The organism is Kocuria sp. (assembly GCF_030538595.1).
GTDB lineage: Bacteria > Actinomycetota > Actinomycetes > Actinomycetales > Micrococcaceae > Kocuria.
The window spans coordinates 87,658-113,208 of sequence record NZ_JAUNTS010000004.1; the positions used below are offsets into that span (position 1 = coordinate 87,658).

Annotated in this window: 23 protein-coding genes; 14 read left to right on the forward strand and 9 right to left on the reverse strand. The window is 63.1% G+C overall.

Going from position 1 to position 25,551, the window contains the following annotated elements:
• Positions 1–87: 87 nt before the first annotated feature.
• Entirely contained in the window at positions 88–1,617 is a 1,530-nt protein-coding gene (locus Q4G32_RS05095) for an MDR family MFS transporter (protein ID WP_303349711.1), read from the forward strand.
• A gap of 65 nt (positions 1,618–1,682) precedes the next feature.
• Here the strand turns inward: Q4G32_RS05095 and Q4G32_RS05100 are convergent, their stop codons facing one another.
• Positions 1,683–4,598, reverse strand: coding sequence for an FAD-binding and (Fe-S)-binding domain-containing protein (locus tag Q4G32_RS05100; protein WP_303349713.1), 2,916 nt, complete (start codon positions 4,596–4,598; stop codon positions 1,683–1,685).
• 370 nt (positions 4,599–4,968) lie between these two features.
• Between Q4G32_RS05100 and Q4G32_RS05105 the strand changes: the two genes are divergently transcribed.
• Positions 4,969–6,840 carry an alpha-amylase family protein gene (locus tag Q4G32_RS05105; protein ID WP_441327468.1) on the forward strand — a complete coding sequence of 624 codons (1,872 nt, stop codon included), beginning with the start codon at positions 4,969–4,971 and terminating at the stop codon, positions 6,838–6,840.
• Between the two features lie 106 nt (positions 6,841–6,946).
• On the opposite strand, the gene Q4G32_RS05110 is transcribed toward Q4G32_RS05105, so the two are convergent.
• Positions 6,947–8,161 (reverse strand): DUF3500 domain-containing protein, encoded by a 1,215-nt coding sequence (locus tag Q4G32_RS05110; RefSeq protein WP_303349717.1) that lies wholly within the window; start codon positions 8,159–8,161, stop codon positions 6,947–6,949.
• Between the two features lie 189 nt (positions 8,162–8,350).
• On the reverse strand, positions 8,351–9,016 hold the full coding sequence (locus Q4G32_RS05115) for a DUF1801 domain-containing protein (protein WP_303349719.1): 666 nt from the start codon (positions 9,014–9,016) through the stop codon (positions 8,351–8,353).
• Between the two features lie 224 nt (positions 9,017–9,240).
• On the opposite strand from Q4G32_RS05115, the gene Q4G32_RS05120 reads away from it, so the two are divergent.
• On the forward strand, positions 9,241–9,972 hold the full coding sequence (locus tag Q4G32_RS05120) for a Crp/Fnr family transcriptional regulator (RefSeq protein WP_303349720.1): 732 nt from the start codon (positions 9,241–9,243) through the stop codon (positions 9,970–9,972).
• Between the two features lie 46 nt (positions 9,973–10,018).
• On the opposite strand, the gene Q4G32_RS05125 is transcribed toward Q4G32_RS05120, so the two are convergent.
• The 4 genes from Q4G32_RS05125 to Q4G32_RS05140 all read right to left on the reverse strand — a co-directional run bounded on the left by Q4G32_RS05125 (position 10,019) and on the right by Q4G32_RS05140 (position 12,490).
• The gene (locus Q4G32_RS05125; protein ID WP_303349722.1) at positions 10,019–10,915 is read right to left on the reverse strand and encodes a patatin-like phospholipase family protein; all 897 of its coding nucleotides are present in this window, start codon (positions 10,913–10,915) and stop codon (positions 10,019–10,021) included.
• Between the two features lie 163 nt (positions 10,916–11,078).
• Positions 11,079–11,795 carry a GntR family transcriptional regulator gene (locus tag Q4G32_RS05130; RefSeq protein WP_303349724.1) on the reverse strand — a complete coding sequence of 239 codons (717 nt, stop codon included), beginning with the start codon at positions 11,793–11,795 and terminating at the stop codon, positions 11,079–11,081.
• Positions 11,796–11,804: 9 nt separating this feature from the next.
• Positions 11,805–12,263, reverse strand: coding sequence for a PTS sugar transporter subunit IIA (locus Q4G32_RS05135; RefSeq protein WP_303349726.1), 459 nt, complete (start codon positions 12,261–12,263; stop codon positions 11,805–11,807).
• The gene (locus tag Q4G32_RS05140) at positions 12,260–12,490 is read right to left on the reverse strand and encodes a glucose PTS transporter subunit EIIB (protein WP_303349727.1); all 231 of its coding nucleotides are present in this window, start codon (positions 12,488–12,490) and stop codon (positions 12,260–12,262) included. The genes Q4G32_RS05135 and Q4G32_RS05140 overlap by 4 nt, the downstream gene beginning before the upstream one ends.
• Before the next feature lie 149 nt (positions 12,491–12,639).
• On the opposite strand from Q4G32_RS05140, the gene Q4G32_RS05145 reads away from it, so the two are divergent.
• The 6 genes from Q4G32_RS05145 (at position 12,640) to Q4G32_RS05170 (ending at position 18,180) form a co-directional block, all read left to right on the forward strand.
• On the forward strand, positions 12,640–13,992 hold the full coding sequence (locus Q4G32_RS05145) for a PTS transporter subunit EIIC (RefSeq protein WP_303349874.1): 1,353 nt from the start codon (positions 12,640–12,642) through the stop codon (positions 13,990–13,992).
• 3 nt (positions 13,993–13,995) lie between these two features.
• Entirely contained in the window at positions 13,996–14,781 is a 786-nt protein-coding gene (gene nagB, locus Q4G32_RS05150; protein WP_303349729.1) for a glucosamine-6-phosphate deaminase, read from the forward strand.
• Complete coding sequence (gene nagA / locus Q4G32_RS05155; protein ID WP_303349731.1) at positions 14,778–15,950, forward strand: N-acetylglucosamine-6-phosphate deacetylase; 1,173 nt, start codon at positions 14,778–14,780, stop codon at positions 15,948–15,950. The genes nagB and nagA overlap by 4 nt, the downstream gene beginning before the upstream one ends.
• Entirely contained in the window at positions 15,943–17,163 is a 1,221-nt protein-coding gene (locus Q4G32_RS05160; RefSeq protein WP_303349733.1) for an aminotransferase-like domain-containing protein, read from the forward strand. Before nagA ends, Q4G32_RS05160 begins: the two co-directional genes overlap by 8 nt.
• A 121-nt stretch (positions 17,164–17,284) precedes the next feature.
• Complete coding sequence (locus Q4G32_RS05165; RefSeq protein WP_303349735.1) at positions 17,285–17,764, forward strand: fluoride efflux transporter FluC; 480 nt, start codon at positions 17,285–17,287, stop codon at positions 17,762–17,764.
• A gap of 5 nt (positions 17,765–17,769) precedes the next feature.
• Entirely contained in the window at positions 17,770–18,180 is a 411-nt protein-coding gene (locus Q4G32_RS05170) for a fluoride efflux transporter FluC (protein ID WP_303349876.1), read from the forward strand.
• 109 nt (positions 18,181–18,289) lie between these two features.
• On the opposite strand, the gene Q4G32_RS05175 is transcribed toward Q4G32_RS05170, so the two are convergent.
• A complete protein-coding gene (locus Q4G32_RS05175; protein WP_303349737.1) occupies positions 18,290–19,087 on the reverse strand; it encodes a carbon-nitrogen hydrolase family protein in 798 nt (265 codons plus the stop codon).
• Between the two features lie 180 nt (positions 19,088–19,267).
• Positions 19,268–19,873 (reverse strand): hypothetical protein, encoded by a 606-nt coding sequence (locus Q4G32_RS05180; protein ID WP_303349739.1) that lies wholly within the window; start codon positions 19,871–19,873, stop codon positions 19,268–19,270.
• Between the two features lie 76 nt (positions 19,874–19,949).
• Between Q4G32_RS05180 and Q4G32_RS05185 the strand changes: the two genes are divergently transcribed.
• The 5 genes from Q4G32_RS05185 to Q4G32_RS05205 all read left to right on the forward strand — a co-directional run bounded on the left by Q4G32_RS05185 (position 19,950) and on the right by Q4G32_RS05205 (position 25,456).
• Entirely contained in the window at positions 19,950–20,648 is a 699-nt protein-coding gene (locus Q4G32_RS05185) for a CDP-alcohol phosphatidyltransferase family protein (protein WP_303349741.1), read from the forward strand.
• A complete protein-coding gene (locus tag Q4G32_RS05190) occupies positions 20,645–21,664 on the forward strand; it encodes a phosphatidate cytidylyltransferase (RefSeq protein ID WP_303349743.1) in 1,020 nt (339 codons plus the stop codon). Before Q4G32_RS05185 ends, Q4G32_RS05190 begins: the two co-directional genes overlap by 4 nt.
• A gap of 173 nt (positions 21,665–21,837) precedes the next feature.
• The gene (locus tag Q4G32_RS05195; RefSeq protein WP_303349745.1) at positions 21,838–22,767 is read left to right on the forward strand and encodes a MerR family transcriptional regulator; all 930 of its coding nucleotides are present in this window, start codon (positions 21,838–21,840) and stop codon (positions 22,765–22,767) included.
• Positions 22,764–23,732 carry an ABC transporter ATP-binding protein gene (locus Q4G32_RS05200; protein WP_303349747.1) on the forward strand — a complete coding sequence of 323 codons (969 nt, stop codon included), beginning with the start codon at positions 22,764–22,766 and terminating at the stop codon, positions 23,730–23,732. Before Q4G32_RS05195 ends, Q4G32_RS05200 begins: the two co-directional genes overlap by 4 nt.
• Positions 23,729–25,456, forward strand: coding sequence for an ABC transporter permease (locus Q4G32_RS05205; RefSeq protein WP_303349749.1), 1,728 nt, complete (start codon positions 23,729–23,731; stop codon positions 25,454–25,456). Before Q4G32_RS05200 ends, Q4G32_RS05205 begins: the two co-directional genes overlap by 4 nt.
• Positions 25,457–25,551: the final 95 nt, after the last annotated feature.

Consider the following 25,551-nt stretch of genomic DNA (forward strand, 5'->3'; position numbering starts at 1 on the left):
GTTGTACTGTTCAGTGCTCGGGAAATCTCCCGCGCTCCCGGCCACCTCAACGCGTCTGGCCGGGCTTTTCTTGAGGAGCAGCACCACATGTCCGTGACCCACACCGGTTCACTTCCCCAGGTCCCCAGCCCAGGCCAGAACACTGAGGGCGTGGCAGGCGTGGACTCATCAGCATCTTCCACAGATCTGGCACCTCAGCGTGTCCGGACGCTGCTGGGCGTGCTGATCGTCTCTGCCTTTGTGGTGATTCTCAATGAGACGGTGCTCTCCGTGGCATTGCCGGATCTGATGGATGATCTGCAGATCCCCGCCACCACGGCCCAGTGGTTGACTGCTGGTTTCATGCTGACCATGGCGGTGGTCATTCCCACCACAGGCTTCCTGTTGGAGCGTCTGCCGCACCGTGTGGTTTTCATGACCGCACTGTCCCTGTTCACGGCAGGCACCATGTTGGCCGCAGCCGCCCCCAACTTCCCGGTGCTGATGACCGGGCGAGTGATCCAGGCCTCCGGAACCGCTCTTCTGCTGCCGTTGCTGATGACCACCGTGCTGACGGTGGTGCCTGCCGAACGCCGTGGGTCGGTCATGGGCATGATCTCCGTGGTGATTTCCGTGGCCCCGGCCATTGGCCCCACCATCTCCGGGATCATTCTGGGTGCACTGACCTGGCGCTGGCTGTTCCTGATCATGCTGCCGATTGCCATAACCGCCCTTGTGGTGGGTGCCTTGATGATGCCTTCCATGGGAACGCCCCGTAAGGTCAAGCTGGATCTGCTCTCCGTGGTGCTCTCCGTGCTGGGCTTTGGCGGCCTGGTGATGGGTCTGAGCGGTTTTGGCAGCCATGCCGGCCAATCCGCGGAGACCGGTGGCGGTGTCCCGCCGGTTCCGGCGCTGGTGGTGGGGGTCATTTCCCTGACGTTGTTCGTGTGGCGTCAGCTGCGTCTGCAGCGGGAGAATCGGGCGCTGCTGGACCTGCGGCCCTTCAAGCAGCCCACGTACAGCATCTCCTTGGGCTTGATGATCGTTTCCTTCAGCACGCTGTTCGGCGTGGTCATCTTGCTGCCGCTTTACATGCAGAACGTGTTGGGTCACTCCACCCTGACCACTGGTCTGACCATGCTTCCGGGTGGTCTGATCATGGGTCTTCTGGCTCCCTTTGTGGGGCGGCTCTATGACCGTCACGGAGCCAAGGTCCTGGTCATTCCCGGGACCGTGGTGCTCAGCATTGCCATGTGGACTTTTGCCACGGTGGGGCAGGACACTGCGCTGTGGCTGATTGTGGCCGCTCACGTGGTCATGAGCTCCGGGCTGGCCTTGTTGATCACCCCGTTGATGACCTCCGCGTTGGGTAGCCTGCCGCAGTCCCTGTACTCCCACGGCAGTGCTCTGCTCAACACTTTGCAGCAGGTCTCCGGCGCAGCTGGTTCGGCGCTGTTCATCACCTTGATGTCCCTGGGCGCGGTGAGTGCTGCTGCCGCGGGATCAGACGCGATTGCCGCTCAGGCTCACGGTATCCACGTGGCGTTCCTGGTGGCGGCGGGGATTTCCGTGCTGGCCATTGCGGTGTCCTTCTTTGTGCCCAAGCGTGCAGAAGCCCCCACCCCCACCACCCCCTGACTGCCGAGTGTCCGAGTTTGGTCGTTTCTGACGGCTAGAAACGACCAAACTCGGACACTCGGCAGTCAGGGGGAGGTGGGGGAGGTGGCGTTCTCCAGGTGTTGCAGGATGTGGCGGTACGGCTTGCCGGTGGCCTGAGTCATTCCCAGTTCGCAGGTGCGGTTCAGGGAGGCGTAGGCGTCAAAGTCGCGCTGGGTGATTTCTGCGGCCTCCCGGGCCGTGGCGGAGGCGGTCAGTTCCGGGTGCAGCATTCCGCGGTCCCCGGCGTAGCCGCAGCAGTTCCAGGCCACCGGGGTGACCACTTCCTCCGCCACCGCCTGGGCCAATACGTTCAGCGCGCCATTGAGCCCCAGCTGCGTGGAGGAGCACGTGGGGTGCAGCGCCATGGACCCTTTCCTGCGGCGGACAGTGAGCTCCGGCAGCACCTGATTGGCCACGAACTCCACGGCATCCACAAACCGCAGATCGCTGAACTCGGAAGCCGCCGCGTGAGCCTTCATCACCTCCAACCCTTCCGTGCAGGAGGAAGCATCGCACACCACGGGCAACCGCCCACGGTCCGTGGCCTCCCACAGCAGCGGCAGGGTGATCTCCTGCATCCGTGTGTACCCGGCGGTTTTTCCCTTGGATTTCCACGGGGTTCCGCAGCACGCTCCGGAGACATTGTCCGGAACCGTGATTTCAACATCCGCCCGCTCACACAGCGCCAGGAACGCTTGGGCCGAGGACAACGACGACGCCGCACCCTCCTCCCGCTCCCCACGGTCTGCCTGATCAGTCCCTCTCCGTGCGGGAGATGCCCCGAACATGGTGGACACGCAGGCAGGGAAGAACACCGCCACGGGATTTTCTGCCTTCACCCCGCTGGGCCGCGACTCACCGCCCCGCGGTAACCCAGCCACGTATTCGGGTACGCGATCTGCCCCCAATATCTTGCGACCCAGTGAAGTGGCCGTGCGCGGTAGCACGGGCGGGACGGCCTTGGCCACGCTCAGTGCCGTGGAGGCCGCCGTGACGGCCGACCCCCAGTTCTTGGCCGCTGCATCCCACACTTTTCCTTCTGACCAACCGGTGTTTTCGGTCCGCAGCTTCCGCACCAAGTCCCCGGTGTCAATGAACACGGGGCAGGCCGTGGAACACATGCCGTCCACGGCACATGTCTGTTCGCCCTGGTAGGAGTACTCGGTGAGGAGGGCAGCGGCGTCGTCGTGATCCCCGCGGTTGTGGGCTGCCGTGATTTCACGGCGACCCACAATGCGCTGTCGCGGGGTGAGCGTGAGGTCCTTGGAGGGGCAGACGGGTTCGCAGTACCCGCACTCCACGCAGCGGTCAGCTTCTGCCTCCGCCGGATCGGTGAGGGTGGGGGCAATTTTGAGGTCTTGGAGGTAACAGCGGGGGTCACTGTTGAGGATGACCCCCGGATTGAACAGCCCACCGGGGTCCACCAGGGTTTTCAGTTCCCGCATGACTGCGTACAACTCGGTCCCGTATTGGCGCTCTACGTAGGGGGCCATGATGCGCCCGGTGCCGTGTTCGGCCTTCAGTGATCCCCCGTGGCCCAGGATCAGGTCCACCATGTCCTCCGTGAACCGTTCGTAACGGGCCAAGCAGGTGGGGTCGGAGAAGTCTTCGTTGAGCAGGAAGTGGACATTGCCGTCCTTGGCGTGACCAAAGATCACTGAATCCCGGTAGTCATGGGCGCTGAACATCTCCGTGAGAGCTTCACACGTGCTGCCCAACCGCTGCACCGGAACCACCACGTCCTCCAACAGAGCATTGGTGCCGGAGGGGCGGTGTCCCGCAACCGCGGCGTAGAGACCCTTGCGTACGGTCCACAAACCAGCGCGGGCGGCGGGGTCCTGGGTCAGCTCCGGACGTGCGACCAGTGGAAGCTGGGCAAACAGGTGGTGGGCGCCGTGGGTGCGTTGGGCCAACTCCTCCGTGTCATCACCTTGGTATTCCACCAGCAGAGCGGTGTGTTGATCCACGGCGATCCCGGTGATGGCGCGTGGTGCCTGGCCGGAGGCCTGGGCAACTTTCAAGGACGTGGCATCCATGAGTTCCACGGTCCCGGAGTGTGTTGCCACCAACTGGGGAACGGCTTCAGCTGCCGCATACAGATCGGGGAACACCAGTAAACCAGTGGCCACATGAGGGTGAATCGGCACGGTGCGGAACACGGCCTCCGCCACAAACCCCAGGGTGCCCTCCGCCCCAATCATCAACCGCTCCAGGATTTTGACCGGTACGGCCTGATCCAGGAAAGCGTTGAGTCCATACCCCATGGTGTTTTTCATGGCGAAAAGTCGCTGGATGGTGGCCACCGAATCCGCGTTCTCTCTCACGCGCTGCCGCAGACGCAGCAACCCTTCGTGGAGTTCGGGCTCGGCCTCTCGCAAGAGCTGGTCAGCATCAGGGACGGCGGTGTCCACCACCGTTCCGCTGGGGGTCACCAGCACCATGGATTCCAAGGTCTGATAGGTGTTGAACTCCGTTCCGCAGTGCATTCCGGAGGAGTTGTTGGCAATCACTCCACCCACGGTGCAGGCCGACTCAGAGGCGGGATCCGGCCCCAACTTGCGCCCGTACGGGGCCAGGGCCGTATTGGCCTCACGGACGGTGGAGCCGGGGCGAATACGGATGCGGGCGCCGTCGTCAAGGATCTCGAATCCCCGGAAATGCCGCCGCACATCCACCAGAACTTGATCCGTGACCGCCTGCCCGGACAGGGAGGTGCCACCTGAGCGTAATGTCAGCCCCGCACCGTGGCGCTCCAGAATGCGGAGCAGGGAACCAACTTGGGCGGCCGTGTGGGGGCGCACCAGGGCGCGTGGATAAAGGAGGTAGTGAGAGGCATCGTGAGCGGTGGTCAGCCGCTGCAGCTCGGAGGTGACAGTGTCCCCGGGCCAGGCTCGTAGCTGTTCCAGGAGGGGATCCTGCCGTGCTGCGCCGGGGCGCCGGGGACGAGTGGGGACTGTCATGCGGTGCCTCCTTGATCCGCGTTCTGCCACCAGCATCCCAGGATGCGTGCGGTCCTTGGGTAGGTGGTCTTCCGGGCGGCTGACCGTGTCGAACTGCCAGTTCTGAGGCCCGTGCGCGCGTCAGCGGCCCTAAGCCTGCGCATTCGCGCTCGACGCGCCCCAACGTGACGCAAATCTTGACCCGATGACCTGTCAACTTTTGCCGTGACTGACCGGGACAGGCGACCATAGTGCAATGCAATCATCACCCGATGGATTCTGGTCCTCCACGCCCGTGCCGCCCTCCACCGAGCAGCCCACGGACCTGAACAACACCACAGCCGTGGTGGAGGCTGCCAAGGCGGGTGCCCTGGAGCACCTGGAAGCACTCATGGCAGCCGGAACCGTGGAGGAATCGGAGGCGTTGGGTTTTGTGCAGCGCCTGGACCTGCATTACCCGGCACTGATTGATCTGGTGCGGCGCACCTACGGTTCCGGGGAGCACGTGACCTCCGTGATGGTGGGGCTGGGCGCTGCGTTGGCGCGTTCTTGGGGTGAACGCTCGGCGGACTTGCGTGAACTGGACGAACGCCGCAGTTCGGACCCGGATTGGTTCCTCTCCCGGCATCAGCTGGGTGGGGTGTGCTACGTGGACCGTTGGGCGGGAAACTTGGCGGGTCTGCGGGAGCGAATCCCCTACATGGAAGAACTGGGGCTGACTTACCTGCATCTGATGCCCGCCTTTGCGGTTCCGGAGGGTAATAACGACGGCGGCTACGCAGTCTCCTCCTACCGGGAGATAGATCCCCGGTTGGGCACCATGGATGAGCTGGCCGAACTCTCCGGTGACCTGCGTGATCGCGGAATCAGCCTGGTGGTGGACTTTGTGCTCAACCACACCGCCAATGATCACGAATGGGCGCAAGCCGCCCGTGCGGGGGATCCCAAGTATCAGAATTACTACTGGATCTACCCGGACCGCACCATGCCGGATGCCTTTGAGTTGACCACGCGGGAGATCTTCCCGGATGACCACGCGGGTTCCTTCACTCCGGTGGCTCCCGGGGATCACCGTTGGGTGTGGACCACGTTCCATGACTTCCAGTGGGATCTGAATTGGACCAACCCGGAAGTTCTGGCGGCCATGGCGGGGGAAATGTTGTTCCTGGCCAATCAAGGCGCGGAGGTGCTGCGCTTTGATGCGGTGGCCTTCCTCTGGAAGGAGCTGGGTACCTCCTGCGAGTCACTGCCGCAGGCGCATTGGATTGTGCAGATGCTCAACCGCGTGTGCCGGATTGCGGCTCCGGCCACCATTTTCAAGTCGGAGGCGATTGTGCACCCGGACGAGGTGGTGCAGTACATCCACCCGGACGAATGTCAGATCTCCTACAACCCGTTGCAGATGGCGCTGACCTGGGAGGCTCTGGCCACCCGTCAGGCTTCCCTGCTCAACGATGCCATCAGCGAGCGCCACGGCCTCCCGGCCGGTACCGCCTGGGTCAATTACGTGCGCAGTCATGACGACATCGGCTGGACCTTCTCTGATGAGGACGCCGCCCGCCGCGGCATAGACGGCTACCACCACCGGCGGTTCCTCAACGACTTCTACACGGGCCGCTTCCCGGGCTCCTTTGCGGACGGTGTGGCCTTCCAGTACAACCCGAAAACCGGGGACGCACGGGTTTGTGGCACCACCGCTTCCTTGGCGGGAACCACCACGGGCAACCCGGACGACGGCGTCAACCGGGTTCTGTTGGCTCACGCCATCGCCATGTCCACGGGAGGGTTGCCGCTGCTCTACCTGGGGGATGAGCTGGCCCAGACAAATGATCCGGACTGGCACCTTGACCCAGCCAACGGCAATGACTCCCGGTGGGCTCACCGCCCTCGATTCCCGGAACAGGGATACCGGGATCGTGAGAACTCCAGCACGGTTGCGGGTCGGGTGTTTCAGGGGATTCAACACCTGCTGCGGGTGCGCCAGCAGGTCACGGAGTTCGACGGCGCCGATCTGATCGGCTTTGAGCCCAACAACCAGCACGTGGTGGCCTACCAACGCCCGGGCCTGGACCCGGAGGGCTGGCCCAGCACGGTGCTGTGCCTGGCCAATGTGGATGACTACGCCCACCGGGTGGAGCCCATTACCGTGTCCGGTTTTGAGCGGGAAGCCATCTCCCTGCTGGATGACCGCATCCTGGACCTGGCAGACGGTGTGGACCTCCCGCCGCACTCGGTCCGATGGCTACGCGTCTACCCCCGCTAACCCCACCCCACCCTGACTGCCGAGTGTCCGAGTTTGGTCGTTTCAGCGCCCTGGAATCGACCAAACTCGGACACTCGGCAGCAGGGGGTGGGGGTGCTGGCTGAGGTCAGGCGCCGGCCGGGGCTCCAGCGCCCATTCCGGTGGCTGCTTCCTGGGTGACGCTGCCTGCGTAATCGTTGGTGGGGTCACGGTAGATGGTGTGCACGTGGCCCCAGCCGGAGGTGGACACGCCCTCCACATCCGCTCCAGCTGAACCAGACTGGGCCTGGAAGGCTACGTAAACATTGGGCCCTGAGATGGAGAAGGAGATGCCGTCGCCGGTGCTCATGTCATAGGTGGTTTCACCGGACCAGGCGATCACGGTGTCATCAAGGGTTGCCTCGATCTCCGCCATGGCCGTCTCATTGGTCTGTTCATCTGACATTCCCGCCCAATTGGCGATCAGCTCCAACAGCAGGTCTTTTTGTTCATCGGTCAGGTCTGAGCCAGACAGGCCTGAGCCGGTCTCAAAGTCGCAGGTGTCACCGGGGGCGCACATGGTGACCTCGCCCGAGGTCAGGGTTTCCTGCTGGTCAGCGCTGAGACTGTTGTAGAAGGCAAAGGCGTCAGTGTAGATGCCGTCGAAAGGCTGCACTTCCTCGCCGTCTTCATTGGTGTAAACGGCCGGTTGCACGCCCAAATGGGTGGGGGCAAAAGTGATGGTGTCCTCAGTGCCATTGAGGTCCGCATTGATTCCCAGGTGGTGACCACCGAATTGTAGGGACCAGGCTTCTGTGTCTGACGGGTCCCCGAAGAACGCAATGTAGTACTGGCCCAGAGAATCTTCCGTGGTGCTGCTGTTGTCGTTGAGGTACTGGTCTCCGCCCATGATGCCTTCCACGGTGGCATAGGACTCTTCACTCATCAGCTCTTGCAGTACCGCCAAGGCAGCTTGCTGTTGTTCCTCGGTCAAGTCGCTGAGGTTCAACCCGGCGCGGTCCACAAACGTCACAGGGAAGTTGGACCAGGAGGTGGATTTGGTGTCGTCGTCGTAGTCGTAGAGGACGGCTTCACGCTGCTCATCGGAAAGCGTGGACAGGAAAGCCTCACTGGCTTCGGTGGTGGAGCTGATGGTCTCAGCCGTGGTGGTGCTGCCCGAACTGGTGGCGGCGGCACTGCTCTGGGCGGCCGCTGTGGTGGAAGTGTTGGATGCGCTGGTTGAGTCACTGGTGGTGGAGGCTTGCGCGCAACCGGTCAGGGTGAGCCCGCCCAGGAGAGCCAACGATGCAACCACTTTGGTGGTGCGCTGACGCCACTGGCGCGTGCGGAAAGGGGTATTCATCTGTGTGTTCATCATGGAACACATCAAATGCCTGGATGTTTTGCTGCTGCTTTCGGGTTCCTGTACGCACTCTGTGCGATTTCTCCACGTGCGCGCACCCCTGGCTGCCGAGTGTCCGAGTTTGGTCGATTCCAGGGCGCCGAATCGACCAAACTCGGACACTCGGCAGCCAGGGGCAGGGGCAGGGGGTCAGCAGACCTTTGGCTCCGCCTCCCACGCGTGGGTGAGTAATTTGCGCAGGACGTGCTGGTCGACGTCGTGCAATTGGTTGATGTAGATGCAGCTCACGGCGGTGCGGTGCTTGCCCAGGCGGCTGAGCAGTTCTTCTGACCGCGGGTGATTCTGCAGCCCGTAAAGGCTGATCGCGGCCTTGCGCGGGCTGAAGCCCATGTGGAAGGTGTCGCCCTCCCGGCCGGTGGCGTAGCGGTAATGGACCTGCCCGTAACCGATCATGGACGGCCCCCACATGACGGGCTGCTCTCCCGTGACCTGGTTGAACATGGCCAACAAGGCCAGTCCTTGCTGCACCCGGCGCGGTGATTCCAACGAGCGGATGAACTCAGCCGGTTCCACGGCAGTCGGATGGGTTTTGAGGTCGGCCGCCCCGATGCCGGTGTTACCTGGGGTGACCACAGCGGAACGATCTTGCGGAACGGGCGCCCCGTCCAGCGACAATCCGCGCTCCACCAGCGCGCCTTGGGCCCTCTCCAACCCGCGGGCTCCCACTCCGTGAAGAGCCAGGAGGTCTTTGTAAGCCACACCGTTCAGGTCTTCCAACGTGTTGTACCCGGCAGCGCGTAGGGCGCTGCGCGCGGGATTACCCAGGCCGGCGACGTCGTCCAGAGAAGTGCTCATGTTCGCAAACACTACGGCCTGAACACCGGTGCCCGGGCAAAAGTGACGGCCGGAAGACTCCGCAAAAAAACAGGGTGACCAAGGCCATACAGGCAAGTATTGGCACCCATGGCGTGCTGATTGAGGCATGACAGGCAAAATATCGCTGGCATTTCAAAGAAGAAGTATGCAAGTGGCTTCATCAGGTATCAGCAGTGACGCTGATGCAAAACAGGAGGTATTTCTTGTCCACCAGCTGCGGTTGTGGGTGTGCCCGCGCAACCCCGGATGCCTCCGGGAACTTGGCTTTGGATCTGGAATCGCGGTTTGCGTGCGTGAGCAAAGTTCCCCTGTTCCGGGATCTGCCCATTCAAGAGCGGCGCAGCATTGCCTCCAGGATCACGGCACGAGTTGTCTCCCGCGGTGAGGTGGTTCAGGCCCAAGGTGCCATGCCGGCGTTGCAGATTGTGCATGCCGGTCAGGTCAAGCAGGTGCGTCTTGCCGCTGATGGTTCCGAACGTCTGCTGCGCATCCTGGGTCCGGGGGAGTTCATGGGGGAGCACTCGGTCCTCACAGGCACCCCGGCACCACGGATGGCCGCTGCCCTGACCGAAGCCCAGGTGTGCACCCTGTCCCGCTTGGATGTTCAGCAGTGGTTGGATCAGCGCCCGCAAATGGCGGTGAACATGCTGCAAGCGGTCACGCGGCGCCTGGAAGAAACGGAAGCTCAGTTGGCTTCCCTGGCTGACCGCACCGTGGCTCAGCGGCTGGGCGATTACCTGATCACAACCTCCAACGGGGTGGTGGATCAGCCCTTTGAGCTACCGATCAGCAAGAAGGATCTGGCCAGCCTGATCGGGACCACACCGGAAACCCTGTCCCGGCGCCTGCGCAGTTTGTCCGATCAAGGTGCGCTGTCCTTGGGCTCTGGCCGCTGGATCACAATTCGGAACAAGGGCCTCCTGGCCGCCGGCTGAGAGCTGACTTCCGCCCGTCGATTGCCGCGCGGACTCGCCCCGCTGTCTAAAGCCCTAAGAACTCCCGCCACCGCGGTAGCTCCCGCTGAGCCTGGACGTACCCGGCGGCGTACGCGGCCTGGAGCCGGTTGATCCGCCGCTCACCGTTGGACACCGGCATGGTGGCCGGGGTGAAAATCATGGCCTGCCCGGAATCCTGGAGGTCGTACAGCTCCTCCCGCGTGCGGTTGTAGTTGGCGGGGCGGGCATCCAGCGCTTCAACGACGGCGGGGTGGTTGCGGAACTGCCGCCGGTACACGGAGGCGAATCGTTCGGGCTGTTTGATGTAGCTGCGCTCCCGGGTCAGGATCACCAGGAACTTGGAGAAGCCATCCGCCCGGGCGGCGTCGATGGCAATGCCTCCCGTAGGCCCCAGGGCCCCGTCCACCCACGTGGCATCCCGGTAGTGCACCGGTGGCATCAGCACCGGCATGGACGACGACGCCCGGACCTGAACCATCAAATCCCGCTGGGACTCCAAATCCTCCCGTGAGAAATAAACGTGCTCTCCGGTGGAGGCATTGAGCGCTCCGATTCTGTACCGGGCGGGGTTCCGGGTGAAGGTTTGGTAGTCAAACGGTAGGGAGGCGTTGGGCAACCCGGATTTTTCGTAAATGTACTCCGCGTTGAACAGGCCCTGCCCGCGGGCAAAGGTGCGCAAGTTGCCGAATTGGGGGTCTTGGGAGAACTCCACAAACGTGCGGCGTGCCCGGGGGGCGTCCCGGGAAATGTAATTACACGTGTGACTGGCACCGGCGGAGATGCCACCCACCCAGTCAAAATGGATACCGGCCCCCAGCAGGGTGGTCACGGCGCCGGCGGTGTAACTGCCGCGCATACCGCCGCCCTCAAAAATCAGAGCGGTGTCTGTGACATTGCTGCTCAGCGTTCCGGGACTACTCACCGGGCTGCAACTACTCATCGGGCCAGTACCGCCCAGTGGGCTGGCGCTGCTTGATGGGGTGGATTCCGGGTGCTCGGCCATGGGTGACGGTTCCTTTGCTGGATCCTGCTGGTGTTCTTGGAGCCTAAACCTGATCTGTGACCACCTGCGGGTCAGTCGCAGATCACGCCACCACTTCCATGTGGAGTTGGTAGCGATCCGCTCGGTACACGGAAATCGAATACTCAATGGGTATTTCACGGTCGTTCGGGTGAGGCTGTGTAGGGGTGCTGAATGATCGGCGATGAAACACCAGCACCGGGGTACCCGGGGTTATCTGCAGGAGGGCTGCATCGGTTGCGGTGGCCGCCTGGGCTTGAACCGTCTGCTCGGCGCGAGTCACGGGGGTTCCAGCCCGGCTCAGCATGGCGTACAACGAGTGCTCCCAGTCGGAGCTGACCGGCAACACCCCGGTGGGCACCCAACTGTCATCGACGCTCACGGGAACCCCGTCTCCCAAGCGCAGCCGCCGGACCCGCAGGGCACGGTCTGCCCCAAGGTGGGCAGCGGCATGTTCCGGGGCTTGTCCCTCCTGAACCAGGTCCACGCGGGTTGATGGCCTCAACCCTGCGGCGCGCATGTCCTCATTGAATGAAGCCAGATGAAGGCGCGACCTGGCCATGCCGTGGGCCACAAAAGTTCCGCGCCCATGTTCCCGGATCAGCAGACCGTCGTTGACCAGCTGAGCTATGGCGTGGCGCACCGTGATTCGGGAAACGCCAAAGTCCACCACCAATTGACGTTCGCCGGGCAATCTGTCACCCACCGTGAGGTCCTGCTGGATCATGTGTTCCAGCGCATCACGTAGCTGAGCGTGTTTTGCCCCTGATGGTGTGCTCACCTGCCGTGCTCAGGTGCTCAACTGGAAAAGCGGCTGGCCGGGGACCACCAGCCCCACGGTGGGTTGCGTGATCTGACCCGAATCCCCGTCCATGAGCACGACCGGGCTGATCAGGTTGTAACCCTGAGCGCGCACCGCTGCGGCGTCCACGTGCAGCATCGCCTGGCCGGCCGTCACGGTCTGCCTTTTCTCCACCAGGACTTCAAAACCGGCACCTTTGAGCTGAACAGTGTCAATCCCCACGTGCACCAAAACCCCCAGGCCGGATTCAGCCACCAAGGCCACAGCATGCGGCATGGCTTTCATGACCGTGCCGGAAATGGGGGCGACGACGGTCAGGTGCGCAACGTCGTCGTCGGGAATCACTGCGGCACCGGGGCCCAGCATCCCCTGGGCGAACACCGGATCCGGGACATCGCTCAAGGCGACGGCAGTGCCGCCGAACGGGGTGAGGACGGGCGTGCTCACAGGAGATCCTGGATGTCTTCGGCCAGGTTTTCCGCCTCCGGGCCCACCACAACTTGAACCACTGTGCCTGCCACCATCACCCCGTGGGCTCCCAGAGACTTCAGGGTCTCCTGGTCCACCAGGGAGCTGTCCACCACCTCCGTGCGCAGGCGGGTGATGCAGCCTTCGATTTCTTCCACGTTCTCAGCGCCACCCAGGGCGGCCAGAATCTCTTGGGGCTTGGACATGACTCCTCCTTGCGCAAGTACATCCGGGATTGATGTGTTGAGCTGTTTCCCAGACTATTGACAGCTTCTCATGTGGTCCGTCACAGTGACCAACAACACTGGTTATGACCAGTTGAATGCACTGTACGGGAGACGGAGAGGGCCAGTCCATGCCGCTGCTGGGGATTCTGGGTGCCAGCGCCCATCAAAAAGCTGAAGGTAAGGAACCGTCCAAGACGCTGCAGGTCTTGCAACGCCTGGGCCGTAGCCTCATGTTGCCCATCGCCAGTTTGCCCGTGGCAGCACTGCTCATGCGGCTGGGGCAGGACGATCTCTTGGGCCGGTTCGACGGCCTTCACACGGTGGCGGCCGTCATTGGTTCAGCCGGTAGCACGCTGTTCGAGAACCTGGGGCTGCTGTTCGCGGTGGGTATCGCCTTCGGTTTTGCCAAGAAGGGCGATGGCTCCACGGCCTTGGCCGCTGTGGTGGGTTACCTCGTCCTGCTGGCGGTCTTTGATGCCATGGCCCCTGTGGTGCTTCCCGCAGGCCCGGACGGTGCACCGCCGGTCATCAACTACGGCGTGCTGGCAGGCATCATCATCGGTTTGGTGACTGCCAAACTCTGGGAGCGGTTTCACAGAACCAAGTTGCCGGACTGGTTGGGATTCTTTGGTGGGCGCCGCCTTGTGCCCATGATGGTGGCCGGGGCCGCCGTGATCCTGGGCGTTCTCCTGGCTTTCCCCTACCCCCTGTTTGCCTCGGGTCTGTTGTGGACCGGTGAAACCGTGGCGGACAACGCCGTTTTGGGCGGCGGAATTTTTGGATTCGTCAACCGGCTGCTCATCCCATTGGGATTGCACCACCTGTGGAACTTCTTTCCGTGGTTCCAGCTGGGTGATTTTGAGGGTGCCCACGGGGACATTGCCCGGTTCTTTGCGGGTGATCCATCTGCCGGAATCTTCACCACGGGTTTCTTCCCCATCATGATGTTTGCCCTTCCCGCAGCCGCTTTGGCCATCACCCATGAGGCTCGTCCGGAGAACCGCAAGGCCGTGGGTGGTGTGATGCTCTCCGTGGGGCTGACCGCATTTGTCACGGGTATCACCGAACCCCTGGAATTTGTCTTCATGTTCGTGGCCTGGCCGCTTTATCTGGTGCACGCAGTGCTGACCGGTACCTCTTTGGCGCTGGTCAATGCGTTGGACATTCACATGGGTTTTGGCTTCTCAGCGGGTGCCATTGACTACGTCATGAACTTTGGGCTTGGCCAGCGTGCATGGATGCTGATTCCCATTGGACTGATGTATGCGGTGATCTACTACATCCTCTTCCGGGTGGTCATTCGCTTCTGGAATCTGCGGACTCCCGGCCGTGAGGGCGACGGCGACACCTCCATGGCCGTGGACCCGCAGCTGCAGAAGGCTGGAGCCAAGAGTGCAAAGGCGGGGTCTGGGCGTGCCAAGGAACCCAGCCCCCGCAACAACCCCGCATCCGATCAGCCGAACCCTGAAGGGCAGGTCTGACCCATGGAAGTTGTCATTGTGGAAAGCCAGGAACAGGCCGGCGCCTTGGTGGCAGACGCCGTCGTTGAATTGGTGCAGTCCAAGCCGAACCCGGTGCTGGGGGTGGCCACGGGTTCCAGTCCGGGTGCGGTCTACCGTGAGCTGGGGCGGCGGGTGACGGCGGGGGAACTGAGCCTGGCATCGGCTCAGGCCTTCATGCTGGATGAGTACGTTGGCCTGAGTGCTGATCACCCGCAGCGCTACCGGACGGTGATCGACCGTGAATTCGTGCGACCAACAGACATCAAACCGGAGAATGTTCACGGCCCTGACGGTGCGGCACAGGACATTGCTGCTGCCTGCGCCGATTACGAACGTGCCATTGCCGGCGCCGGTGGAATCGACCTTCAGATATTGGGCATAGGTTCGGACGGTCACATTGCATTCAACGAACCCGGGTCATCGCTGGGCTCGCGGATGCGCTTGAAAACCCTGACAAAACAGACCCGGGTGGACAACGCTCGGTTCTTTGACAACGACGTCGCCACGGTCCCCCGGCACTGCCTCACCCAGGGTGTTGCCACCATCATGGAGGCCGGTCATCTGGTGCTGCTGGCCTTTGGGCAGGCCAAAGCGGAGGCCGTGCATCACCTGGTGGAAGGCTCCGTGTCCGCCATGTGGCCTGCCACCGCTTTGCAGTTCCACCCGCATGTCACGGTGGTTCTGGATGAGGCCGCGGCGTGCCGTCTGCAGTTGGCCTCCTACGCTCGGCAGGCCTGGGAGTCCAAGCCGGACTGGCAGGGACTGTGAGAGCAGAGCAGCTGATCCTGCATGCCCAGCGGGTGATCTTCCCCCAGGGTCCGGCGCGCCCCGGATGGGTGCAAGTGCGTGGTTCGCAGATCGTTGACGCGGGACCTGGCGGGGTTCCGGATCACGACGGGAGCGCTGAGGTTCGCAGACTCGGGGAGAACATCCTGGCCCCGGGCTTGGTTGACATGCACGTACACGGTGGGGGAGGAGCAGCTTTCACGGAAGGCGGGGAGGCCGCCCAAGCGGTTTTGGCTGCACACCGTGCGCGCGGCACCACCAGCATGGTGGCCTCCCTGGTCACAGACACCATCAACAATCTGGAACGGCAAATCTGGCAGTTGGTCCCGCTGTGCCAAGCCGGTGAGCTGGCGGGCATCCATCTGGAGGGCCCGTGGCTTTCTCCGCGCCGCTGCGGTGCCCACGATCCTGACTTGCTGATCGACCCCAACCTGGCAGACCTGAACCGACTGCTTGATGCAGGAGACGGGCACATCCGGATGGTCACGCTGGCTCCCGAACGCCCCGGTGCCTCGGAGGCCATCAAGGTGTTGCACTCGCGGGGGGTGGTGGCTGCTGTGGGACACACCGATGCCTCCGATGAGCAGACGGAGGCAGCCATCCACGCCGGAGCCACCGTTGGAACGCATCTGTTCAATGCTTTACCTTCCGTGCATCATCGCAAGCCAGGGCCTATCCCACAGCTCCTTTCCGATCCAACCGTGGTGGTGGAGCTGATTGCCGACGGCGTCCACGTCCACCCCTCCGTCCTGCGGATGGCCGTTGCTGCCGCCCAGGGGCGGTTTGCGCTCATCACAGATGCCATGTCCGCCGCGGGGAAACCGGATGGTTCCTACCGCCTGGGGCCGCTGGACGTGGACGTGGTGGATGGGGTGGCGCGTATCCGGGACACCGGGGCCATCGCTGGGTCCACCCTGACGCTGGACCAGGCCGTGCAGTATGCGATCCAGACGGTGGGGGTGGGGCTGGAAGTGGCCGTGCGGGCGGCGTCGTCGATCCCGGCTCAGGTGCTGGGACTGGCAGGTGTTGGGCGCATCCAAGCGGGGGCGCGTGCGGATCTGGTGGTGTTCGATGCGCAGCTGAATGTGCAAGAAGTGCTGCGCGGTGGCGTGCGTTGCGGGCCGGAGTGGGATGATCGTGGGTATGTCTGACCTGTCTGCCGCCGCACCCCAGAACCCGCCCGTGACCTTCCCCGTGGCTGACCGCTACGCCGGAGTGACCACCACAGCGGTGCGGGATCTGTTGGACGTGCTCTCCCAGGGCAACGTCATTTCCTTTGCGGGCGGCGCCCCGGCCGCGGAGTTTTTTGCTGCGGAGGACATCCGCGCCAGCTTCGATTGGGTATTTGCCAACCGCCCCGCCAAGGCGTTGCAGTACGCCTCCACACCGGGTGAGCCGGAGTTGCGCGAACAGGCCGCGGCGCGGGTTTCACGCTCCATCCCCACCCGAGCCGATCAGATTCAGGTGACCACAGGCTCCCAGGAGGCCATTTATCTGGTGGGTAACGCCATGCTGAACCCGGGCGACGTCGTCCTGGTGGAACGCCCCACCTACCTTGCCGCGGTGCAAGCCTTTGCATCCTCCGGTGCCCGGATGATCGGCATTCCCGCGGACGACGACGGCGCTCGCCCCGATGCGCTGGAAGACCTGATCCGCGAACACCAGCCCAAGTTTGTGTACCTGATCCCCACGTTTCAGAACCCGTCCGGGGTGTGCATGCCGGCCGTGCGGCGCCAGGAGATCGCGGACGTGCTGCTGCGCACCGGAACTCCGCTGGTGGAGGACGACCCCTACGGCGAGTTGCGGTTTGCGGGCGAACCCATCCCGCAGATTTCGGCCCTGCCGGGCATGGCGCATCAAAGCCTGCTGCTGAACTCGATTTCCAAGATCATGGCGCCCGGAATCCGGATGGGATGGATTCGCGGTGAAGGGCCGATCATGAACACCATTTCCATTGCCAAGGAGGCCATGGGGCTGCATTCCTCGGTGGTGGACCAGCTGGCGGTGGCGCGGTATCTGGAGGCGTACGACGTCGACGCCCACATCCGCACCGTGGTGGAGGTTTACAAACAACGGCGTGACGGGATGCGGCGGGAGATTCTGGAGATTGTGCCCGAAGGTGCCACCGTGACCTCACCGGATGGTGGCATGTTCTTGTGGGCGGCGTTGGGCAACGGTATTGACACCACTGCGCTGTTGCCGATTGCCGTGCAGGAGGGCGTGGCGTTTGTGCCCGGCGAATCTTTTTTTGCCCATGATCCCGACCGTTCCACCATGCGTCTGTCCTACGTGACCAACCCACCGGAAGTCATCAGTGAAGGACTGGACCGTCTGGCTCGCGCCTTGGATCGCTGGCGCGGGTGAAGTCGTGAAGGATCACGGTGACCCAGAGTTGGCATCCTGCGGCCGGATGTGGCGGGCCCAGCATGGATCACTGAGTCAGGCCCAACGCGGTCGTTTCAAGGCTGCAGACCGCGGAGCACCGATGCTGCTGCACAGGCGCCCCGGGCTGATTCTTGCCGTGACCTTGGGCGGTGCGCTGGGTGCCGGAATGCGGCTGGCGCTAGGGGATGTGCTGACGTTGTGGTTTGGCGGCGCGGCCCTGGCCACTGTGGTGGTGAATCTGCTGGGGGCCTTTGGTTTGGGGGTTCTGCTGCAGGCTCTGGTCCAGGTCGGGCAGGAAGGCCCCGGGCGTCGGCTCATGAGGCTGGTTCTGGGCACCGGCTTCTTCGGTGGTTTCACCACGTACTCGGGCTTTGCTTTGGACACGATCACGTTGTTGGGGTGGTCGCCGTCGTTGGCTGTCAGCTCTGCCAGCGGGTTTGGGTCCGCTGCGCCGTTGGTGGCTGCGGGTCTTTATCTGGCGGTGAGTCTGGTGGGTGGTTTGGTCCTGGCGTTTGTGGGCGTGTGGTTGGGCGCCAAGGTGGGCAGGCAGATGGTGCAGTCGCGGGAGGGTCGTCCGTGATCTTGATGCTGCTGGCTGCGAGCGCCGGAGGCCTGGGTGCAGCCGCACGGTTTGTGGTGGACGGTGAGATTCGGCTGCGATGGCACGGCGCCCTGCCGCTGTCCACGCTGCTGATCAACCTGATGGGATCTCTGCTGCTGGGGCTGACCGTGGGGTTGGCCGGTGCGGTGATTTCTCCGGCGGTGGTGGCTTTTCAGGGTGCTGGCCCCGGGTACGCATGGTCCTTGACGGGCCTTGCAGTGGTGGGATTTTGCGGGGGATTCACCACTTTTTCCACCGCCATGTTTGAGGTGACGCAGTTGTTTTATCAGCGCAAGAGATGGCTTGCTGCGGCTTATCTGACGGGGTCCGCTTTAGCGGCGGTGGCTGCCGTGGTGGTGGGCATGACCCTGGGTATGGCTCTGCAACGCGTGTGACCGTGGTAACTATTTGTGCGGCATCAGGACTTTCATGCGGGCAAGATGCTGCTCGACGATTGTCGGTCGCGGGCCGTCGTCGTTGCCGTGAAGGGGCCGGCCAGTTCGATTACAAGCGGTGGTTGGCCAGCACCGGGATGGATTCGCGGGTTTGATTCACGTTGTCCAGGTCCAGAAGCACCGTGCGCTGCGCCTGAGCGCCGTCCAGGCGCGCAATATCGGCGCCGTTGGGTCCAACCACCGCACTGTGGCCGACTCCCAGCGGGGTCCGCGTGGCTTCTCCCTCTCGGCGGAGATCCCGAACCGCTTGCCCACAGGCCACCACAAAGGACGTCGAATCCAGGGCCCTGGCTCGCGTCAGCAAGTCCCACTGCTCGGCCTTCCCCGGTCCGTCCCCCCAGGATGCAATAACGACGACGACCTCTGCCCCCTCCCGCGCCAATCGCGTGAAGAGTTCTGGGAAGCGCAGGTCATAACAAATGGCTAAGCCGACTGTCACACCGTTGATCTCCACGGTGACAGTCTGATCACCAGGGGCAATGCCTTTTGATTCCTTGAATCCGAAGGCATCAAAGAGGTGAATCTTGTTGTAGAGCACCAGCTCCCGGTCGGGGCGGGCCACCACCAGCGTGTTCGATGTTCGGGCGTCCTCCGTATTGGGAGTGAAGGACCCCAGGATCACTGCAATCTGATGTTTGTTGGCAGCGGCTTGAACGGCTTGATGGAAGCTGTCCGAGCGTTCGCGGGCGAAGCCGGAAAAGTCACCGTCGAATGAACAGGCGGTGGCCTCGGGAAACACCACCACCTCAGCGCCGTCTTGGGCGGCTTGCTGGATTGCGGTCACCACACGGGAGAGGTTTTGGTCCACGTCCGGCGTGGTGTTGATCTGAGCCAGCGAGATCTTCAAACGAGCCTCCGTGGTTTGTGATGTCCGAAGTCTGGGCCCACCATGTCACGATTCTGGGCAGAGTTGTAAGGGCAAGCCGTGCGCAGTTTGATACTCCATCAGCCCTGATGGGGTATCAAACTGCGCACGGCTTGCCCGCGGCACTGAGCGGCACTGAACCAGCCGGGACAACACGAGACCTCACCGTCCCACGGACCGGAAGAACCACGCGTAGAACGCCGCCCAGCTCGCTACGAACACCACGCGCTCAGCACCTTCCGCCGTGACTCCGGGAATCCGGGCCAGCCCCCGCCCCGGTCCGGAGACACCGATTCGCCGGGCCGTTCCCGCGAGCGCTCCCACAACGCCCGTGACCAGCACAAACCGTGTCATTCGCGCGGGAATCGACCATGCCACGAACGGCACCAAGGCAAAGCCCTGGACCCCCGCTGACCGTGCATACAGCTTGTACGGAGTACCCGTGAACGGCCCGATCATGAGCGACTTCAACCCGTGTTCGGCCATCTGCCGGTCAACCTTGCTCACCATCGCGGTGTTGATGGCCGGAATCCGCGCAGCCCATTCAGCGGAGTGAGCTGCCGGAACCATGGAGGCCCACCGATGCACCACGGCACCGCCCAGTAGGGCACCCGCGGTGGCGGTCGCCGTCGTGATGAATCCGCGCCGTGGTTTATGCAGCGCGAGGTAGGAGGTCCAGGCGTCCGGCACCACAAAAAACACCGTGGCCTCAGCCACTCCCCACCCGAAAGCAATCCCGTGATCCCGCAACCGCCTGCGATTGTTCACAACACCCTCCCTGAGTTTGCTTGTGTAAAGTATAGGGGAGAGTACCTGAGCACCAATCGTCGGGAGAGGACGCCCCGTGACTCAGCAAGATCGCACCATGCGCCGGCACGTTCCCCAACGCACCACTGGCTGGGCGCAACGTACAGCCGTCATCCTGAAAAACCTGCACGTCACGCCCAACATGATTTCCGTGGCCTCCGTGATCATCGCCGCCGTTGGCTGCGCATGCCTGGTCCTGGCCGGAATCAACGACGACGCCCTCACCCGCTCCCTTCTTCTCCTCTGCGCGGCGTTGTGCGCACCTTTGCGACTGCTGGCCAACATGCTGGACGGCATGCTCGCGGTGGAAGGTGGCATGAGCTCGCCGGTGGGTGATCTCTACAACGAACTTCCCGATCGGCTGTCGGACATCCTGTTTCTGGCCGGTGCCGGATATGCCGCCACGCAGGTACCCGGCGGGGTCACGCTGGGCTGGGTGGCTGCCTCATTGGCCGTGTTGACCGCGTATGTGCGCGCTCTGGGTGCGGCCCAGGGGTTGTCCAATTACTTTGACGGCCCCATGTCCAAACCGCGCCGCATGTGGATTCTGGCCTCGGGTTGTGTGCTGGCCACCATCGAGCCGGCCACCACCGCACAGTTGAACCTTCCGCCGGGCACATTCTTGGTGGTGGCACTGGGTGCGATTGCACTGGGGTCCCTGGTCACCGTGGTGGTGCGCCTCCGTAAAATCGCCGCTGACCTGCGCCAGCAGGCTTCAGGGGGCATTGCACCATGACTTGGATTCACCAATTTTTCGACGACGCCGCACCCATCGGTCTCATCGGCGGCCAGTCTGCGTGGCTTCTGTTCGGGGCGGTGTCCGTGTTGCTGGTGGCCACCGTGATCGTGGAAACCATCAGCGCCGTGTGGCTCAAGAACAAGCCCGCGTTCAAATCTGAGCTGCGCCAGCGCACCTGGGCCTGGTGGATCATGATTGGCGCATTGGGTCTCATGCTGTTGGTGGGGGAGACCGCCGTCGTTGTGATGTTCGCTGTGCTCTCCCTGGTGGGGTTGCGGGAGATGGCGGCACTGCTGCCGGATCGAAAACGGGATCGTCACACCATCGTGTGGCTGGCTGTGATCACCCCGCTGCACTACTGGTTCCTGTGGGAGCACTGGTACGGCATGTTTGCAGTGTTCATCCCCGTGTACGCCTTCCTGTTCTTACCCGCGGTGGCTGCGCTGCAAGGCCAGACTCGCAACTTCATGTACCGCGCGGCTTCCGTTCAGTGGGCGTTGATGGTCTGTGTTTACGCGGTCTCCCATGTTCCGGCATTGCTGCAGCTTCCCGTGGGGATGGAACTGGGACGCGCTGCCGCAGAAGGCTCGGCGCCGGGATCCGGTGGAGTGCAGGGGGCGGCGTTGATGCTGTTCCTGGTGATCGTGGTTCAAGGTTCTGACGTGCTGCAATACGTCTGGGGCAAAACCCTGGGCAAGCACCCCGTGGCGCCGTCGGTGAGTCCCAACAAGACCTGGGAGGGTCTGATCGGAGGGGTACTCAGCGCCACCGCACTAGGTGCTGCGCTGTGGTGGGCCACCCCGTTCAGCCCGTGGCAAGCAGCCTTGTTGGCGCTGGTCTCCTGCGTGATGGGATTCCTGGGCGGACTGGTGATGAGTTCCATCAAACGTGACCGCGGGGTCAAAGACTTTGGTTCAGCCATCCCGGGGCACGGCGGCATCATGGACCGGTTCGACTCCCTGGTATTCGCCGCACCCGTGTTCTTCCACCTGGTGCGCTTCTTCTTCACCTGACAGTGACTTCTCCACCTGACCCTGGCAACTTTGCGCATGGCAAATGCGCTGTGACAGTCCGCAAAACGCATTTGGCGTGCGCAAAGTTCGGTGTGGGTGCCTGACCCTTGGCAAGTACGGCAATTTCACGGCCCCGTTGACTGTGACGTTGCGTCACAGCGCACCATGGCAGCATGAAGATCAAAGATGCCGCTGAACTCACCGGCACCACGGTGCGTACCATCCGGTGGTACCACCGTGAGGGACTGGTGCCGGTCCCGGAGGTCCAGGGTGGTCGTCGTGATTACGACCTCCCCCACATTGCTCGCATTCTCCGGGTTCGCTGGTTGGCGCAAGCCGGCCTACCACTGAGCAGCGTGCGTGATCTCCTTGACCGGGAGAGCCCCGGCAGGTCTGAAACCGGCACAGTCGTGGCCGTCCAGGAGAGCACTCCCACGCCTGTGGCCGGTCTCAGCGATCTGCAAGCCGCGCTGGCTCAGGTGGAGGCCTCCATGGAAGAACTCCACCACCAGCGCGACCGCATTCTGCACTTGATCGAATCGGCCAAATCTGGCCGGGGGTTGAGCTCCGTTCCATTGCGTATTGACCGCATCTACACCCGTTTTGAACAAGCTGTCCCTGACGATCCTCACATCCAGCGCGTTTTGCGCAGGGAGCGGCGCATGGCGGAGATGCTGTGTCACCGCGGGCTGATCCACAGGGATCTGGTGGAGGCATTGGATATGGAGGAAGCCCATATTGAGCAGTGCGTGGACTTCTTGGTCAGATTTGTGGCGCTCAAAGAGATGGAGGGAGAGGCGGTGGGCCCCGCCGTCGTTGAATTGTCCGAGGACATGCTGGTGTGGTGCCAGGATCACCCGGATCTGGTGCGGCTCTACCTGGCAGTGATCCCCGGGTGGCAGGTGCCGGCAGTTCGCTCCGTGGTCATGCGCCTGTTGATGCTGGAGTACCGCGATCCCCATCAACGAATGCTGCTGAACCGGACCTTGGAGGGGCTGACACAGCTCATAGAGCAAGGTGTTTTTGAGGGGAATCCACGTCAGAGACACCCCGCGGGTCCGGTCCCCATCAGTGGAGCAACCATCACTGGAGTAACGTCATGACTCACCAAATCCCCATTCAGGTTGAGAACCTGGTCAAGACTTTCGGACCCTTCCGTGCTTTGGATGGTGTGGATCTGGCTGTTGAACGTGGATCGGTGCACGGTTTTCTGGGCCCCAACGGGGCCGGGAAGTCCACGGCCATTCGGGTGCTTCTGGGGTTGTACCGAGCCACCCGGGGCACGGTGACGGTGCTGGGCATGGACCCCGGCAAGCACCCCGCGGAGGTCACCCGCCGGGTGTCCTACATCCCCGGGGACACCGCGCTGTGGCCCAATCTCACTGGCTACCAGGTGTTGGATGTGTTGGCTGGGCTGCGAGGGACGCGTGACAAGAGCCGGGAGCGTGAGCTGATCGAGCGCCTGTCCCTGGACCCCACCAAGAAAGTTCGCTCCTACTCCACGGGTAACCGCAAGAAGGTCATGCTGGTTGCCGCCTTTGCTGCGCCAACGGACCTGCTCATCCTGGATGAACCCACGTCCGGTTTGGACCCGTTGATGGAGCAGGTCTTTCAGGAGTGTGTGGAGGAGGCAGCTGCTCACGGCCGCACGGTCTTGCTCTCCTCCCACATCCTCAGCGAGGTCGAACGTCTCTGCACGGATGTAACCATCATCAAGGACGGTCGAGTGGTGGAGTCCGGTTCCTTGGCGCATTTGCAGCATTTGGCTGCCGTGCAGCTCACCATTCACGACGACGCCGCCACCCTCACCTCTCTGGCCCGAACCCTCTCCGCGCGGGGGATCAATGGTGCACGCCCGGGGAGTGTTGACGTAGAACCTGTGCCGCCCACCGGGAACCTGTCAGATGCGGGCCAAGCCGACGCAACCACCCTCACTATCCAGCTTGAACGCTCCACTCTGCCCGCAGCACTTGCGGAAGTGGCGGCCGCGGGCTGCACGGACGTGACGGTTGCAGCGGCGTCGTTGGAGGATCTGTTCCTGCGGCATTACCAGGTGGATGCACGATGACTGTCCGAGCCTCCCGCAGCACTGCAAACCACCGAGCTGCAAGCGCCCAGCGTCACCCATCATGGGGTGTCCGGGCCGCCACGGCGCTGATGTTCCGGCGGCATCGAGTGGCATTGGTGGCTTGGTGTGTGCCGTTGCTGCTGATGGTTGCCATCACCGTTCCGGCTTATCAAAGCACCTATCCCGGGTTGGAGCAGAGAGCACCGTTGGTGGCTCAGATGCAAAACACGGATGGTATGCGGTTGCTCTACGGGATTCTCAATGATCCCGGGACTCTGGGGCAATTGTTCACGTGGGAGGTGGGCTCCTACGTGGTGATCCTGACGTGCGTGATGGCACTGCTGTTGGGAATCTCCACCACTCGCGGGGAGGAGGATTCCGGAGGTCTGGAACTGGTACGTACCTCCGGGGTGCATCCTGTAGCACCGCTGGTGGGAGCCGTCATCCTGGTGTTCACCGCGTGTGCGCTGGTGGGCGGCGGGTCCGCAGCCATCCTGTTGGTGCAGATGACCTCCACCACCGAACTCACCGTGAGTGGGGCCTTGGGCTTCGGAGCCGTGACCACACTCGCAGCATTCACTGTTGGGTTGGCGGCCATACTCTGTGCCCAACTGCGCGATGAGGCACGCGGCGCCAGGGCCTTGGCGTTCACCGGGCTGGGTGTGGCGTTCCTGATGCGGGTGGTGGCGGATCAAGCCATTGCCGATTCCGCGTGGCCCCAGTGGTTGAAGACGCTCAACTGGTGGACTCCGTTCGGCTGGAAACAAGTGGTTTCCCCGTACACGGAAGACCGGCTGTGGACCCTGGCTGTGTTTGCGGGAGTGTGTGTGGTGCTGCTGGCAGTGGTCACTGCGCTCTACCGTTCCCGGGAGTACCTGGCCGCAGTTCTCCCCAATCGTTCGGCGTCGCGGCGCAGACTGAGCGTGGCCACGGTGGAGGGGTGGAGCTGGGCCTCCGGGCGCCCTCATGTGCTCGGCTGGTTTGTTGCCGTATTGTTGGTGGCTGCCCTGTTCGGCTCCATGACGGCAGGATTGGTGCAGACCTTGCGGGACAGCCAGCCCACGCGAGACTTGATTGAACAGATGTCCGCCAGTGGTTCGGTGCCGCAGCAGCAGGTCTCAGATCCCGCTTACCTCCTTGCCCAGTATTACGAGTTCTTGGGGTTCTACGTGGCCCTCCTGGTGGCTGTGTTCGCCATCTCTGCGGTGCTGAAATGGCGGGTGGAGGAAAAATCTGGCCACCTGGATCTGGAGCTGACGGCGGGAACTCGCCGCTGGCGCTCGCTGTTGGCCCGCTGCACGGTTGCAATGTTCAGCTCTGCTTTCCTGCTGGCCGCCGCAGCCGGTGTCATGGGCTGGCTGGGGGAGCTGCAAATGGCCAACGACGTCGGAGCCGGTGAGCCCTTCCGGCAATCCATGACGTCAACCTTTGGACAACTTCCAGCGGTGATGGCTGGAATCGGTGGGGCAGCCCTGCTCATTGCACTGGTGCCAAGGGCGGCCGGTGCCATCTGGGCCGTGATTGCCGTTTCAGCGTTCTTGCAAACCTTTGGTGGGTTGGTGAATCTTCCGCAGTGGATCCGGAATCTCGGTCTTTACGCTTGGGCGCCGGCACCCGGGGACAGCTGGCCCTGGGCGCAGATGGGGTTGCTGGCCGGGGTGGGTGTGGTGGGAACGCTGGCTGCGGCGGCCCTGGTAAGCCGGCGGGACATCACTACGGGATGACTCCTGCCACGGACCTGAGATGCCACGGACCCTGGGAACTTTGCGCATGGCAAATGCGCTGTGGCAGGGCGGAAAACGCATTTGGCGTGCGCAAA